Consider the following 13,897-nt stretch of genomic DNA (forward strand, 5'->3'; position numbering starts at 1 on the left):
TTCAGGAATGGTTTTTCCTATCACTCCAACTATTTTCTCATAAATGTCCTGCATATCTTTGCTCTCATAGTATTTTTCCATTTAAACCGCCCCCGAATTTTTGTAAAATAGTGGCTGCTGATTAAATCTTGTCGTCCAGAGAATCGCTTCCGCTTCCCCGTGGATGCAACAGGTCAATGTCAATTATTATTCTCCTGCTAAGTTCCTGTCCGAGCAGGTCTATATGTCTTTGTCTTATTTCTTCATCTGACGGCAGGTATAATTCAAATTCAGCAGAAGGATTTCTTGCATAATCCGCTATTGAATGAGTGCTTTTGTAATAAGGAGTTGTGGTTCTTTCATAAAGAATCCTTGGGCTTTCCCTCTTTCCCATATGCTCCCCTCTGATTCCGTCTTCAAGCTCGCATATGAATTTCATCTTTTGAAAGTATTCCATTTGCAGCACATCGTTTATTACTGAAAAGTAATAATATTAATATATAAAACTTTTGATTAAGAAGATAAATTTATTTCCCGTAAACTATTTTCTTTGCTGCTGGAACGGCCTTTTTGTATTTCTCCTGGTGCTCCTTCAGCATTTCGTTCAGGAAACCAATGCAGTTTTTCTTGCACTCGCCGCACAGAAGCTTTCCTGACTTGCAGTTCTTATGCGTTTCAGAAACAAAATTCTCATCTGGATTATGGAACTTAAGGATTTCATAAACCTTGCAGATTTCCGGATTTCCTCCTGTTTTTCTCTGCTCTTCAACAGAATCCTTTCCACCTGTAAAGCATCTTGAAATCTTTCTCTTGACTTCTTCAGGGGAGTCCTTCAGGAATATTGCGGTGTCTGGCTCAGACGAGCTCATCTTGCTCCCTTCCTTTAAGCCAGACAGGTGCTTGAAATAGAAGAATGAAGGCATCTCCAAGTCATAGCCAAGCCTTTTTGAAACGTCTCTTGTCAGGCGCGCGTGAGGGTCCTGGTCAATCCCTATTCCTGTTATTGAGGGAGCTTTTCCGAACATGAAAGGCATCTGGACATGAAGAATGTCTGCAATCTGGAGAAGCACTGCTGAAATCTTTCCCAAGTCAGTGTGCCCGTAGATTGCCTCAAATGTGTTGCTTGTGATTTTCTTGGAAATTTCATAAGTCAATTGATAATACTCTTTTTCCTTCTGCGACTGCGCATAAATCTCCTCAGGCGGAATCCCCAAGGCAATTGCGTCAGCTGCGTTTCTCACTGCAATCACTTTTGCAGCGCTTATTGAAGGGACTTTAGCATCAGGCCTGCTCACATACCCGTCTATGTCGCACACGCAGAACCTGCTCTTAGCGCCTAGCTTTCTGAAAAGAAGGTAGAAATCAATGTCAAGCTTGTGCCCGAGGTGAAAATCCCCGGATGAGGCAATTCCAGTGAGCTGGAGAAACTTCTTCTTGTTTTTTATTGCGTCAGAAATCTTTGAGAAATCCCTGTGCGCAATTATAATCTGCCTTCTGAAAAGATAGTGCTTACTAATATTGTATTCTGTGAATTTTGAGAGCCCGAACTCCTCAAACACATGCTCATAGTCCTCAATCTTGCCTGAGCCCCAGGGATTTATTTCTGCCATATCAAAACTCTGATGATTAATTTATTTATAAACTTATTCCCGGCAAAAAGCACTGCAAAAGTTCATTTTTCTCACTATAAGTTTATATACTCAGTATCTTTTATATTCCCTGTTGGCGCGGAATTTTCGGGTGTCCCTGAAAAGGATGTGGCTAAAGCAGCCTCTGCTAGGTGTTCGGCGATTGATATAACGACTGGACATACCTCGTTATAGATGATCTGCACCTGGGTAAGCTATGTTTCAAGCACGAAGGAGATAACCTTTAACAATGCACAGAAGGTGAAGTCCGAGTAAGTCATTGTAAGGAACTCTTTTACCGAGTCCAGAGCGCCGGCAAATTTTTCCTCAGATTTTTTTATGAACTCTATTTTTTGCGGGGAATCCTGAAATATCGTTTTTGGAGGCGATAATTATATCTGTCACATGCATAATACCCGCTTACAATGAAGAGGAGTCAATTTCAAGAGTTGTTGAGGCGGCAAAAAAAGTAAAATTAATTGACGAGATTATTGTTGTTGACGACGGCTCATCAGACAAGACTTTCTTATATGCCAAAGAAGCAGGCGCAAAGGTAATATCGCATCCAAAAAACAGGGGAAAGGGCGCTGCAATAATGACAGGAATCAAAAATGCATCCGGCGACATACTGCTGTTTGTGGATGCTGACATATACAATATTTCTTCAAGAAAAATATCCTCAATAATAAAGCCTATAATACTTGACGAGGCAGATTTTGTAAAGACATCCTTTCACAGGAATAGGGGAAGGGTTACTGAGCTTGTGGTTAAGCCCCTCCTTAAAATTCTGCTTCCATTTGTGAACTTCAAGCAGCCGTTAAGCGGGCAGTTCGCAATAAAAAAAGAGCTTGTTAAATACCTGGATATAGATGAAAGATGGGGTGTGGATATACAGATACTCATCCAGATGGTGAAGAAAGGGGTAAGAACTAAGGAAGTGGACATTGGGTTTATAGCCCACAAGAAACAGCCCCTTGAAAACCTTGTGGGAATGTCTGAACAGGTGATAAAGGCAATTCTCTCTGAAATAGGGCTCTTTGCAAAAAACCATAAGCTCATCATATTTGACTTTGATAATACCATAATAAAGGAAAGCAGCATAGATGTAATCTCAAAAGAGCTCGGCTTTAAAGAAAAGCTGGATAAGCTAAGAAGAAAATACGCTCGCAGTGAGATAACTGACTCTTTCATTACTGCTTCCCTTGCATTATGCTTTAAGGGCAAAACAAAAAAGGAGGTAGAGCGCGCCTGCAGCAAGATTCACTTTGCAAAGCACGCTGAAAAAGTGATTGACTGGCTGAAAAAGAGGCACTATAAAATAGCAATTGTCTCATGCGCATTCTCGCCCGTTGTTGAATTCTTCGCAAAACAGATGGGAATAGATAAAATAATCTGCCCTGTGCTTGTTATTGGGAAGGATGGGAAATTCACCGGGGAAGTAATTGCAAAGACAAGGCACAATTCAGAATGCTGCGACTCAATCTTCTGCAAGGGTGACGCTGCGCGGGACTTGATGAAATCATTTAAGGTAACGGCTGAGGAATGCGTTGCAGTTGCAGACGGAAAAAATGACTCCTGCCTCTTTCAGGCGTGCGGGCTCTCGCTTGCCTACAATCCTGAGATAAAAACAGGGGATATCCAGATAACAAACCTGTCAGAAGTTCTTGTTATTGTTGAATAAGTTCAAAGGATTTTTCCGTCTTTTATTACCGCTTTTCCGTCAAACCAGACAGTTGGCTTAAGAACCATGACATCCTCATGTATCTTGCATTTTCTCTTATCGCCATATCCCCCGAATGCAATGTGCACTGTCCCAATCATTTTTTCATCATGAAGGATGTTTCCCATAAGCTTTGTGTGAAGATAGTTTGTTCCGAGCCCTATCTCAACAATCCTTGTCGCGCGTTCGCCGTCAATCTTTTTCAGCAGGGAGACAAAGCGCCTTGCATTATTGTTGTTGCAGGAGATAATTTTCCCGTTCCTTAATTCAACTCTTACATTATCAGAAGGTGATATCCCCAAGTCAGATGAGTCTATTGCAAGAATCCCGTTAGCGATGTTCACAGGCGCTTCTGAGACCTCGCCGTATGGAAGATTGTTCAGGCTTCCGGGAGATGTTGAATCGCCGTTATCCAGGTCAATTGTGGAAGGAGTTGCGATAATCATAAGCTCTGTGCCTTTTGGGCTTGTAACCCTTATTTTTCTCACTCCTTTCATCTTGTCAGCGAGCTTTTTTGTAATTGCATGAATCTTGCCTGAATCTGCCTTAATTGCCTTAAGGAAGAGGGAATTGCTCTTTCCTATCCCGGGCATTGTGATTATCCTTGCGCCTTTCTTCATTGCTTCCTTGGTCTCAGGGCAGTGCGAGAGGCTGTTGTCAGTTATCCCAACTATAACATCGCTGTTAAGGAAAAGAGCCCTTAATTCAGGCACGGGCTCGCTGTTTGTTCTGTTGTTGGAGATGTGAATATGCTTAACCTGGGCGCCAAGTTTTTTTCCCGCAAAGGAAACTGCGCTGAATATGGGGCAGTTCTGTCTGTCTGTGACAACAGTGAGCTTTTCCCCCCTTTTCAGCGCCAGGTTCTCCTTAAGAAGCTTAAGCGAGGCATTCTTGTAATCCATTTTTGACATAAAAAAAGAGAAAAGTATCTCCTTAATAAAGATTTGCTGAAAAAATCCCATAATTTCAGATTGGAAAATTATAAATATAACCTTGTCTTCTTCTTTTTCAGGATTTAATCGGCGCATACTCTTTTTTTAAAGATTCTTTTTTATTTACTACGAGAATATTGTAAATCTGTTTAACCATTTCTTGATAATAAGAAACATTTATATATTTTTCAGTCTAAAGTAATACTGTCACATAAAGCTGGCACGGACATTTCGGTTGTCCTGAAAATGATTCGACCATGGCAGCCTCTGTCAAGCGTTCGGCTATTGGCGTTGGTGGCTGGACTAAATCTCACCACGCGGAACCTGCGTTTGTTAAGCTTGTCTGTGGCGAGAAGAAGATAACCTTTAAAGCATGCTGATAGGTTAAGAACGATTTCAGCAATTGTTTAAGGAACTTTCTTCACCGAGTCCAGATGCCAGCTTTTGAATTCTTTAAAGGCGGGGAATAAAATGGCTAAAAAGAAGACACTCAAGAAATCATCTAAGAAATCTGCCAAACAGAACAATGGAAGAAAGCCAAGCAAAAAAAGCAAGGAATCCAAGGTTAAAAGGCTGAGCAGCTTAAGAAAGAGAAGCAGAAAACCAAGCAGTAAGAGCAAGGCTTCCAAGATAAGAAGGCTCATAAAGCTTGCAAAATCTCGAATGAAAAAGAAGAGATAATTAATTTCCTTGGCAAAAAACTTAACTGGATTTCTTATTAATTTTATTTTATAATGGCGCTTCTCTGCGCATTATTGATTGATAAACCATATGAATTCCTGAGATATTCCTACCTGACTTCCATTTTGATTTCTCAGAGAAAGGCAGTCTCTGTATCTTCGAATAGTTATTACTTAATGATGGTAAAAGAACAAAAAATTTAAATAGTTCTTATTCAATTCTCTGCTGAATGGGAAACACGCCTAAATTCGGGATATCCTGCTTTAATTATGAGCCCAGCAGGATTGAGGCCGCAACTGCAGTTTCAAAGATTCTTTCTTCAGACAGAACCAATTTTGGAGCGATTGAAAAGGCAGTTTACAAGTTTCTCGGGATAAGGAAAACTGCTGAAGAAAGAAGAAATCTTGAAGCAATTGCGGGAGAAAAATTCTCAGAAGAATACTTCCAAAGAATTGAAGATTCATCAAAGAACATGAGATTCACAAAACGGCTTGATAAGTCCCAATGGATACTTTTCTTCAATGAATATCCTTCATTCGAAAGGGAAAAAGCTGATTTTCAGGGAGAAAAGGTTGAGGTTGAATACAAAAGCTTTTTCTCAATTCCTGCTCCGAAGGATTTGCAGAAATGCATGAAAAACGCATATTCTCTTGCTGATTGTGTTGGAGATTTTGCAAATGCAGCTGAAAAAATTACAATTATGTCTGATGACAGAATAACATTTAAGATTCCCAGGAACCCGGAGAGCGCAATTTTTTACAGGGATAACATTGTGGCATATTATCAAAAGCCGGATGCATCAACGCTTGTTGAAAGTGAGTTTGGCTCAATCCTTGAAAGTCATGGAATCAGAGAAAGAAATGCAATGAGACAGAAGGGATTTGACTTCAAGTCCGAATTTGATTATTCGCAGCTTAACGGCAGCCATACGCAGCTTGTCGCAAGGGCAATTGCAAATAAGCTGTCAGTGCTTCCTGAAAAAAAATACAGAGCTGCTGAGCTCTCAGCCCTGATGCTTAATCAGGCATATGAGTTTTCTTACCTAAGCCCGAAGCAGATGATTTTAGAGCTGCAGAAAAAATAAAGAAAATGAATAATTATTTTCTTAGCTGCTTATCCTTTAATCTGCTTCTCGCAAGCTCGAAAGACACCATAATGACATATGCTGCTGAGATTCCTGACGCATACACCAGCACAATCAGGTGGCTGCTGTGAAAAATCCTTGTTGCAATGCCTGTTGATAAGACAAAATACTCAGTGAAAGATGCAATGAAGAAAGAAACAATGACAGTTATTGCAGGGGCAAACACTCTAATCATTATTTCCTCTGAAATGCGGTTGAGCTTTTCCACAAGCCAGATTACAGATATCCCAAAGGTAAGCCCCATGAAAAACAGGATTGAATAGAAGGCTAAAGGGCTTTTTATCTCAATAATCATAATTATTACTGAAAGGAGGACAAGCAGGTAATTTGTCAAAAAGAGCATCAGTATGGCAACCCAGTAAAAGAACGGCTTTAGATAAAGCTTGTAATTCCTTATGAGCGCATAAAGCAGAAGTGCCTGATTTATCAGCCAGAAGAAGAGGAATATTGTTGAGTCATAAAACATTGCATAGATGCTGAACATTGCACCCAGGAATAGCTTTGAGATTGAGGATGCAATAAGGGTTAATGCGATTGGGAGCTCATAAAAAAGAAGGGCTGCAATGCTTGCCCCGATTCCAATGAAGAAGAAAACAGAATATGCATGCACAACATTTCTCTCAAAGCGCGATTGGTGCGCTATCCTGAAATGGTGGTGCTTCCTTATTGAAAAACGGGAGAATAGTTCCCTTATGAAAAGGGAGGTTTTCCTGTTCAGGTTGTTCACCTTAAAGAGATTCTCAAAAACATAGTATATGTCTGTCTTAAGGTAGAAGTAAAACTGCCAGATAATTCCCAAAAACTCAAGGAGAACCAGAAACTTAAGGAACCTGAAGAGAAGGAGCGGAATTGTCAGGATTCCCCTGACAGCAAGCCACATGAAAATCACTGCAATTGAGGTGATAAGAAGATCTGCTACAAGCCCTGAAAGATACACCCTATACCTTTTCTTTCTTTCAACAGAATAAACATTTGTGACATCTGTGACAGCAACGAGAAAGTGGAGCCTGTTGGTGATTCCAAAGGATGCCGGAACATTGATTGAGCGCGCTGATATGTGGTGTGCAAACTCGTGCAGGAAAACTAGAATCCAGCCAACTGCAAATGAGAGTGGAGCAAGAATTGCAACACGGTTTATGAAAAAATAATCTGAGTATGATGGAAGAAGCCCTGGCACATCAATAAGGAAATAAACTGCAGAAATGATTATTGCAGCATATATGATATACGCCGCAGGGGAAAAAAGCCATTTTACATGCTTTTTTCTTATTTCCTGAAATATTGGCTTTATCTCAGAAATGCCCCTCTCGATGTACTGCCTGCCGTCAATCTTGTCAACAAAGCCGTGCTTGAGGAGATTATGGATGAACTTATTGATATTAACCCTGCCGTATCTTTCAGAGGATATCTTTTTTATTTCTGAAACTTTTCTTCTGCCATTAAAAAGGTTGAGAATATCGTGCCCGATTTTTGAGATGCTGACATAAATCTCTGACTTTTTGTCACCTATTATGAACCTGCTGTCTTCTCTCCTTTCAACAAGCCTTTTTAGGGAGATTATGCTCTCTTCAGAATACAGCCTTTTCATCTCTTTTCCATTCCAATTATTAAAGAGTTTATATATTAATCTTTCTAAAAAACTGAATAGAATCAAATATCCTTAAAATTGTATTGAACGATAACATTCATTGCCCTTCTTTCCTTGTAAAGCCCGCTTTCAGGGGGGAATCCTGAGAATGTAAGGATATTGCCGGGAATCCCGGATTTGTTTATGGAAGTCAGGTAAGCGTATGTTGCATCTCTTGAAAGCAGGAATTCTATCAATTCCGAAACATTAGTATGGAGTTCCCTGTTCCCGGAAATCCAGCCCTCGCTTTCATTCTTTCTAAGTATAATCTGTTCCAGAGGATTTACAATAAGGGCATCATCCTGTATCATAAAGCCCCGCGTGAAATATTCTGACGAATTCAGCCTGCTGCCCTTGGAAGGAATTGCTGTTATCCCTATCATGCCGTCGCCGAAATACCAGCGGAAGCCCTCTCCCTGCCTGTAGCAGTAGTCGTTCAAACACAGGCAGCTCAGCTCGCTTTTCCTAAGGCATCTCCTAATTTCCATAATCAATCAACCTAAGAAGGTAAATGATTTTGAACCACCGGGCCTAAGCCCAGCAGTCCAAAATATCTATCACGGTTATTTATCATCTCTTCATGATATATAAGCATTCTTAGTGTGCATCAATATCTTTTTTTAGTGTATTTTTAAGAGCATATTGAGTCCCAAAACAGGGACAAAAAATAAATCCCTGAAAAATTTCTTAGGAAAAAAAATTTTAAGACGCAGAATTTCCTTATTTTATGGGTTTCGCACACTTTCCGGATTAAATTCACTAAATTGAAGCATTTTCGGGACTATCCGGATTATTTTCAGAATATCTGAAATTCTTCCAGTTTTACCTAAAAAACCCATTTAAACGATACCTGCCTGTAATTCTCTTAAGAAAATCAGTGTTTATTCAGGTGAAAAAAAATGGAAAAATACATCGGGCTTTTGAATAATGAAATGTCCTTGGATTCTGAACCTAGAATAAGTCCTGTTTTTATGGATGTAACAGGGCTTGTTGAAAAGAATCCAGAATTAACTGTTTACCAGCTTATGGCTGACATACTTGAACAGGATGGTCTTGACAGAAAAGAACGTGATATTCTGGATACAACAAAAAGATTCATACAAATTTTCAAATCCTGGAATGGGCTCGGAGTTCAGACGCTTTCATTAAGGAATTTCGATATCATAAAACCGTCATTGGAAAGCACTTTTTCATTTCGGGAATTTGATGCTGGAGAATTTAAAACAACATTCATAGATGATTATCTGAATGCGCATGCCCTTCCCCTTTTTGAGGATGCAGAATTCATTGACCCTATTACAGAGAAGATTGTCAAGTACAAGGGGCTATACCTTGTGGCTTCTGAAAATCCATGGGAAAGGCAGTAAATAAAATATGTATAAAAATTTGGAGGCAGGAAAAAATGGAAAATGAAAAATACACGGCATTTTTGAGCGAATCTAAAATATTGAATGACAGATTGGGAGTGAGCCCACTTTTCAAGGATGTGAGCGGGCTTTTTCTAAAAAAGCCTGATACTACAGTATACCAGCTTATTGAGGATATCCTGAATCAGGACGAGCTTGATGAGAAGGAACTCAAAATAAAAGAAGGCATAGTAAACACTATTGAGGAATACTCTTCCAATAATAAGATGGCAGTGCAGGCGCTTTCGCTTAAGGGCTTTAATATTACAAAGCCAACAAGCGAAAATTTGTCTTCATTCCGCGAATTTGATTATGATGGGATGAAGGACAAGTTCATACATGACTACAGTACTGCGCATGCCCTTCCGCTTTTTGAGGATGCTGAATTCATTGACCCTGACTCAAACAGGATTATTCCTTACAAGGGGCTCTATCTCGTAATTTCAGTTAATCCAATTGCCGGATGTCCTGACAGGAAAGGGCTTGAATCCATTGTAAGAAGGTAAAATGAAGCCAAAAAGCGCCAATTTAGCCCAGGAACTGCCTGAAATGAGAATTAAGGAGATAATCTGCAAAAGCCCTTTTCTCATTGCAGGGGGAAGGCTTTACGCAATTGACCTTCCTGAAAGCGAATCTGAAACAGCAGGGATTGGAATATCAGGCGCTCTATGGGCGCTTTACAGCTCAGAATCCTTAAAGAACATTGAGAATTTATACATCTCGGAAAACAGCAGTGCAATAAGGAAACTCATCAGCAAGACAGAGGAAAAATCTTCAAATCTGAAAAATGATTCTGAAAATAGCGCTAAAACTTTCATAAAAGGGCGCGAGGAGGTAGCATTTGCAATTGACCTTGAGGAAGGCCCTCTTTTCAGGGAAAGGGCAATAACCCTTCAGGATGAGGAATCTATTTTCCGCATGGCAAGAAGCTTTGGTTTCAATACACGCGCCAAAAATTCTCCTCTTTCTGGCGCAGCAAAGAATGATGAAATAAGCAAAGAGAAGAAAAGGAGCATTGAAGACGCAATTTTTTCAGAGCTCCTGGCAAAAGGCGAAAGCTCATTTGAAATGGCAATGAAAGAAAAGGCGGGAATAGAAAATAATCTTTTCATCTCAGACAACGGCATGATATATTTGCTTAACCAGATGAAAGAAACTGAATACGGGAGCATGCAGGTGGCATTTGAAGGAAGAAAATATTCCCTGAAAAGTTTAATGGGCTTTGATGAGTTTTCCAATAAATCCCGGGATTATTTCATTGAAATGCTTGGTGAAATCCTTGAAAAGCACGTGAGTTATGAATCAAAAAAAATAGGCGGGCGAAATATTAAGGAATTTGAGAGCATTGCAAAGGAATTTGAAGAAAAGGGCTTTTATGAGAACGGAGATTTCGGGATAAAAAAAGAGGGAGCTGATTTTTACCTTTACAAGTGGATAAACAACAGAAAGCCGTATTCTCTTATAGACCCTTCTGACAGCACAGGATATGCCTTCCAGCCAGTCAGAATTGCAACATTATTAAATAAAAGCGGAAGGGGCGAGATACTTAAGCCAAGTTCATACCTTTATGTGATTGAAAGCCATAGGCATCCTTTCCTTCCCGGAGACGGCTCATCAAGATACTCAAAAATCTGCTGCGGCTCTGACTCCTACACTGAAAAGGAGATTGATTCAGTGGATACCCTTGCAGCAAAGTACATTGTTGCGCTTAATTTCGGGGAAAGCAACCTTCTATGCGGCTACAGAGGGGTAAACACGCCTTATCACAGGCTTAATGAAAATAATTACTTCTCAAATGAGCGCTCTTTATTTGAAAAAACACCTGCTGACAAGAAGCCGGTCTGCACAAACCTGCAATTCTGCAACCTTGGGAGGAGATAGCAATGGAACAGGTAGACTTCATAAACAAGATTATCAGGAACAATTTTTATGAGAAGATGAGCCTTGAAAAAATCCTTTCAAGCGTCAAAATCACTGACTATGCCCTTGAAAAAGCCAGGGCTTATGCAAGGGCTGTATGCGACATCTCAAAAATGCAGCTTGAATGCGGAGGCATTCTTGTGGGCGAAATTGACAGGTTTGACGGAATCGCAACAGAAGCATACCTTTCGCCGGGACAGGAGGTATCCTCTACAACATATGACGGAAACCTGGAGCGGCTGAGTGAGGAATCTGAATTCCTTCAGAAAAGCGGCAAAAAAATCATCGGCTGCTGGCACAGCCACAACAGCATGAATGCTTTTCACTCCTCGCGCGATGATGAAAACCTTAAAAATTTGTTTTTGGAAATTTCAGCATACAACCAGCTTGAAATTGGAAGGCAGAGGGTTTTCCTTGCAGGGCAGGAATTGAAGGCAGAAACAATTGAAAATGAAAGCGGAAATGAAACAATAATCCGGCTCACCTCAGATGACAACCCTAAAAAGGTGTTTGAGATTAAGCTTGAAGGGCAAAACCCCTTTTCAGATATGAAAGTCAGGTCAATATGCGAGCAGAGATTCATAGGAACTGATTTTGCATACAGCGTTGTTGTCAATAATCATGGAAAGGTGTATTCTGAAGTTTATTACACTGAACCCAGAAAAAAAGAGACAGTGAAGGTAAAGGATGCCCCATTGGAAATTATCCAGGGGCTTGAATTTGACAAATCCGAGCTTTATGAAACTGCAAAAAAAGAGGCTTCTCTTCTTGTTAAATTCAGGGGAGTTGAGATTGGAAAGCTGAATTCAGATAATGACAAAACCAATATGAAAGATAGGCAGCTTTTCCTGCCTGAGCCTCTTGATATTCAGACCCTGCCCCAAAAAGACAAGCAATTGGAGGGAATCATCCTGATTCCGGATAATATAGAATCTCAGCCATCAGGAAATGAGCTGTCTAAAAGAATCCTTGAGGATTATGTCTCAAAGCAGAAATACAGCACAACAGACATTGACCGCAGTTTAATTTGGAGGGAAGGGATTTCTCCAATTAAGGCAGACAGAGTCCGCAAGAAGATAAATGATGGAAAAGCCAGGATGATTTACTATTCAGAAAAGAGGCTTAAAAAGGCGGATATTCCCGAGATAAGAAGGATTTTACCAGGGCTTGAGGAATTTTATTCAGGAATAATTGCCGACAGCAAAAATTTTCCTGATGACATAAAAAGCAATGCTCTTTCAGGAATGGCTGTGCTTTCAGGGATTAAAAGCAGCGCTTACCTCTTAAGAGACAGGGAATTATCTGAAATTGAAAGGAAGATTGAAGGAATTGACCGAAGTATTGCATCTCGTTATGATAAAAAAGATGCTCAGGACAGCATTTTAATCCAGGCGCTTTCCTATATAATGCAGGCATTTTCAGATAATGAAAGCCTCATGTATAAAAAGGAAATATATGAAATGCAGAGAAGGGAGATAGCTGAATTTTACAATCTTTCAGGAAAAGTTTCAGGGAAGGGGTAAAAATGGCTTCATTGCAATACCATCTTCAAAAGGCTTTAGGCACAGGAATAAGAAATCCCGTTCAGAAGCCAACTATTCTGGATGAATTTGGAAATAAATTGCAAAATCCAATTCATAATGATGAAAGCAATGAAGCCAACTCTGAATATTTAACAGGGATTGACAACAGGTTCTCAAGGCAGGAAATTATAAGCGGATGGAACCAGCAGGCGCTTCTTAACAGGAGAATTGCAGTAATAGGAACTGGCGCAATTGCAAACTATTTTGCTCCATCCTTATCTGTCCTTGGGGCAGGGCATATCTTCATCCTTGGAAATGAAAATGGAAAAGGGGGCAGGAATGAATTTATGCACTCTCTTAAGAAATCGCCTTACAGCTCATCCTCAAAATCCCTTGAATGGCTGATAAGAGAGGAGATAAACCCAAGCAGCTATGTTGAGATAAGAGGGCTTAACTGCGATTACAGAAGCATTGGAATATCCTCTTTTGACGTTGTGATAGATGCCACAAATGAGCCGAAATCAAAGGAAGAGTGCAGGAGATACTGCGAAAATTCCAAAAAAACTTTCATAAGCGCTTCATCAGACAGCACTTTTTCCTATGCTGAGATTTACAATCCAAATGCACCTAATAAGAGCCAAAAAGCAGTTAAGGGTTCATCTGGTTTCTATGAACATTTCAGGGGAAAAGAGCAGGGCGCAGTTACAAGCGGGGTTGCAGCAGGGCTTGCACTTGACTTTCTAAGAAAAGACGCATTCATGATAAAAGGCGACCCTGAAAAAAGGGCATTTCACAGGATTCTCTACAGCAGAGGAGATGAAAGCAGGTTCTTTTATGATGAAGGCTGCGAAAATGCCTTATCCTTGGGATTATCCCCTGAACCTGAATCAATTGACAAAAAGATTCTGATTGCAGGTGCAGGAGCAATAGGGAACTTTGCAGCGCTTGAGCTTGCCCTTCTCGGAGTGAAAAACATTGACATAGTTGACTTTGACAGGGTTGAGCTTGCAAATGCAAACAGGCAGATTCTAATCTGCGATCCTTATTCAATAGGGAAATCAGCCAAAAAAGCAGAAGTGCTTTCAGAAAAAATCAGAAGGATAAACCCCCGGATAAATTCAAGGGGAATTTACGGCAGGATAGGCGAATCCGGGCATTTTCAGAAATTTCTTTCAAGCAATTTCGGGATATCCTGCAGCAATGAGGAAATGAGAGCAATAAGCAGGGATTTTATTAAAAAAGGTGGATATGAAATGATTCTGGGATGCGTGGACAACCCAATGGCAAGGGCATACCTTAACATCTGCGCAGTTGAGCTTGGGATACCTTACCTCGAT

Annotated in this window: 13 protein-coding genes; 8 read left to right on the forward strand and 5 right to left on the reverse strand. The window is 40.3% G+C overall.

Annotated elements, in window-relative coordinates; all coding sequences use genetic code 11:
• Positions 1 to 121 precede the first annotated feature (121 nt).
• Positions 122 to 436, reverse strand: a complete 315-nt coding sequence (locus tag NTV63_01105; GenBank protein ID MCX6709536.1) for a hypothetical protein — start codon at positions 434 to 436, stop codon at positions 122 to 124.
• Between the two features lie 70 nt (positions 437 to 506).
• On the reverse strand, positions 507 to 1,589 hold the full coding sequence (gene trpS, locus NTV63_01110; GenBank protein ID MCX6709537.1) for a tryptophan--tRNA ligase: 1,083 nt from the start codon (positions 1,587 to 1,589) through the stop codon (positions 507 to 509).
• A 397-nt stretch (positions 1,590 to 1,986) separates the two neighbouring features.
• Here trpS and NTV63_01115 point away from each other — a divergent pair, with 397 nt between their 5' ends.
• Entirely contained in the window at positions 1,987 to 3,288 is a 1,302-nt protein-coding gene (locus NTV63_01115) for an HAD-IB family phosphatase (protein MCX6709538.1), read from the forward strand.
• 2 nt (positions 3,289 to 3,290) lie between these two features.
• On the opposite strand, the gene NTV63_01120 is transcribed toward NTV63_01115, so the two are convergent.
• Positions 3,291 to 4,238 (reverse strand): aminopeptidase, encoded by a 948-nt coding sequence (locus NTV63_01120; protein ID MCX6709539.1) that lies wholly within the window; start codon positions 4,236 to 4,238, stop codon positions 3,291 to 3,293.
• 492 nt (positions 4,239 to 4,730) lie between these two features.
• Between NTV63_01120 and NTV63_01125 the strand changes: the two genes are divergently transcribed.
• On the forward strand, positions 4,731 to 4,940 hold the full coding sequence (locus NTV63_01125; protein ID MCX6709540.1) for a hypothetical protein: 210 nt from the start codon (positions 4,731 to 4,733) through the stop codon (positions 4,938 to 4,940).
• A 229-nt stretch (positions 4,941 to 5,169) separates the two neighbouring features.
• Positions 5,170 to 6,024: a hypothetical protein gene (locus tag NTV63_01130; protein MCX6709541.1), complete on the forward strand. Its 855-nt coding sequence runs from the start codon at positions 5,170 to 5,172 to the stop codon at positions 6,022 to 6,024.
• A gap of 13 nt (positions 6,025 to 6,037) precedes the next feature.
• Here the strand turns inward: NTV63_01130 and NTV63_01135 are convergent, their stop codons facing one another.
• Positions 6,038 to 7,672, reverse strand: a complete 1,635-nt coding sequence (locus NTV63_01135; GenBank protein ID MCX6709542.1) for a hypothetical protein — start codon at positions 7,670 to 7,672, stop codon at positions 6,038 to 6,040.
• Positions 7,673 to 7,734: 62 nt separating this feature from the next.
• A complete protein-coding gene (locus NTV63_01140) occupies positions 7,735 to 8,199 on the reverse strand; it encodes a hypothetical protein (GenBank protein MCX6709543.1) in 465 nt (154 codons plus the stop codon).
• 411 nt (positions 8,200 to 8,610) lie between these two features.
• On the opposite strand from NTV63_01140, the gene NTV63_01145 reads away from it, so the two are divergent.
• The 5 genes from NTV63_01145 to NTV63_01165 all read left to right on the forward strand — a co-directional run.
• Positions 8,611 to 9,078, forward strand: coding sequence for a hypothetical protein (locus NTV63_01145; protein ID MCX6709544.1), 468 nt, complete (start codon positions 8,611 to 8,613; stop codon positions 9,076 to 9,078).
• 35 nt (positions 9,079 to 9,113) lie between these two features.
• Positions 9,114 to 9,623, forward strand: a complete 510-nt coding sequence (locus tag NTV63_01150) for a hypothetical protein (protein MCX6709545.1) — start codon at positions 9,114 to 9,116, stop codon at positions 9,621 to 9,623.
• 1 nt (position 9,624) lies between these two features.
• A complete protein-coding gene (locus tag NTV63_01155) occupies positions 9,625 to 10,998 on the forward strand; it encodes a hypothetical protein (GenBank protein MCX6709546.1) in 1,374 nt (457 codons plus the stop codon).
• Positions 10,999 to 11,000: 2 nt separating this feature from the next.
• Positions 11,001 to 12,560 (forward strand): Mov34/MPN/PAD-1 family protein, encoded by a 1,560-nt coding sequence (locus tag NTV63_01160; protein ID MCX6709547.1) that lies wholly within the window; start codon positions 11,001 to 11,003, stop codon positions 12,558 to 12,560.
• A gap of 2 nt (positions 12,561 to 12,562) precedes the next feature.
• A partial coding sequence (locus tag NTV63_01165; protein ID MCX6709548.1) for a ThiF family adenylyltransferase occupies positions 12,563 to 13,897 on the forward strand: 1,335 nt, incomplete at its 3' end.

This window comes from Candidatus Woesearchaeota archaeon (genome assembly GCA_026394965.1).
Classification (GTDB): Archaea; Nanobdellota; Nanobdellia; order Woesearchaeales; family 0-14-0-80-44-23; genus JAPLZQ01.

Coding starts and splice junctions, on each gene's coding strand:
- NTV63_01105 (MCX6709536.1), bottom strand. CDS start 436: ATGGAATACTTTCAAAAGATGAAATTCATATGCGAGCTTGAAGACGGA.
- trpS (MCX6709537.1), bottom strand. CDS start 1,589: ATGGCAGAAATAAATCCCTGGGGCTCAGGCAAGATTGAGGACTATGAG.
- NTV63_01120 (MCX6709539.1), bottom strand. CDS start 4,238: ATGTCAAAAATGGATTACAAGAATGCCTCGCTTAAGCTTCTTAAGGAG.
- NTV63_01125 (MCX6709540.1), top strand. CDS start 4,731: ATGGCTAAAAAGAAGACACTCAAGAAATCATCTAAGAAATCTGCCAAA.
- NTV63_01130 (MCX6709541.1), top strand. CDS start 5,170: ATGGGAAACACGCCTAAATTCGGGATATCCTGCTTTAATTATGAGCCC.
- NTV63_01135 (MCX6709542.1), bottom strand. CDS start 7,672: ATGAAAAGGCTGTATTCTGAAGAGAGCATAATCTCCCTAAAAAGGCTT.
- NTV63_01140 (MCX6709543.1), bottom strand. CDS start 8,199: ATGGAAATTAGGAGATGCCTTAGGAAAAGCGAGCTGAGCTGCCTGTGT.
- NTV63_01145 (MCX6709544.1), top strand. CDS start 8,611: ATGGAAAAATACATCGGGCTTTTGAATAATGAAATGTCCTTGGATTCT.
- NTV63_01150 (MCX6709545.1), top strand. CDS start 9,114: ATGGAAAATGAAAAATACACGGCATTTTTGAGCGAATCTAAAATATTG.
- NTV63_01155 (MCX6709546.1), top strand. CDS start 9,625: ATGAAGCCAAAAAGCGCCAATTTAGCCCAGGAACTGCCTGAAATGAGA.
- NTV63_01160 (MCX6709547.1), top strand. CDS start 11,001: ATGGAACAGGTAGACTTCATAAACAAGATTATCAGGAACAATTTTTAT.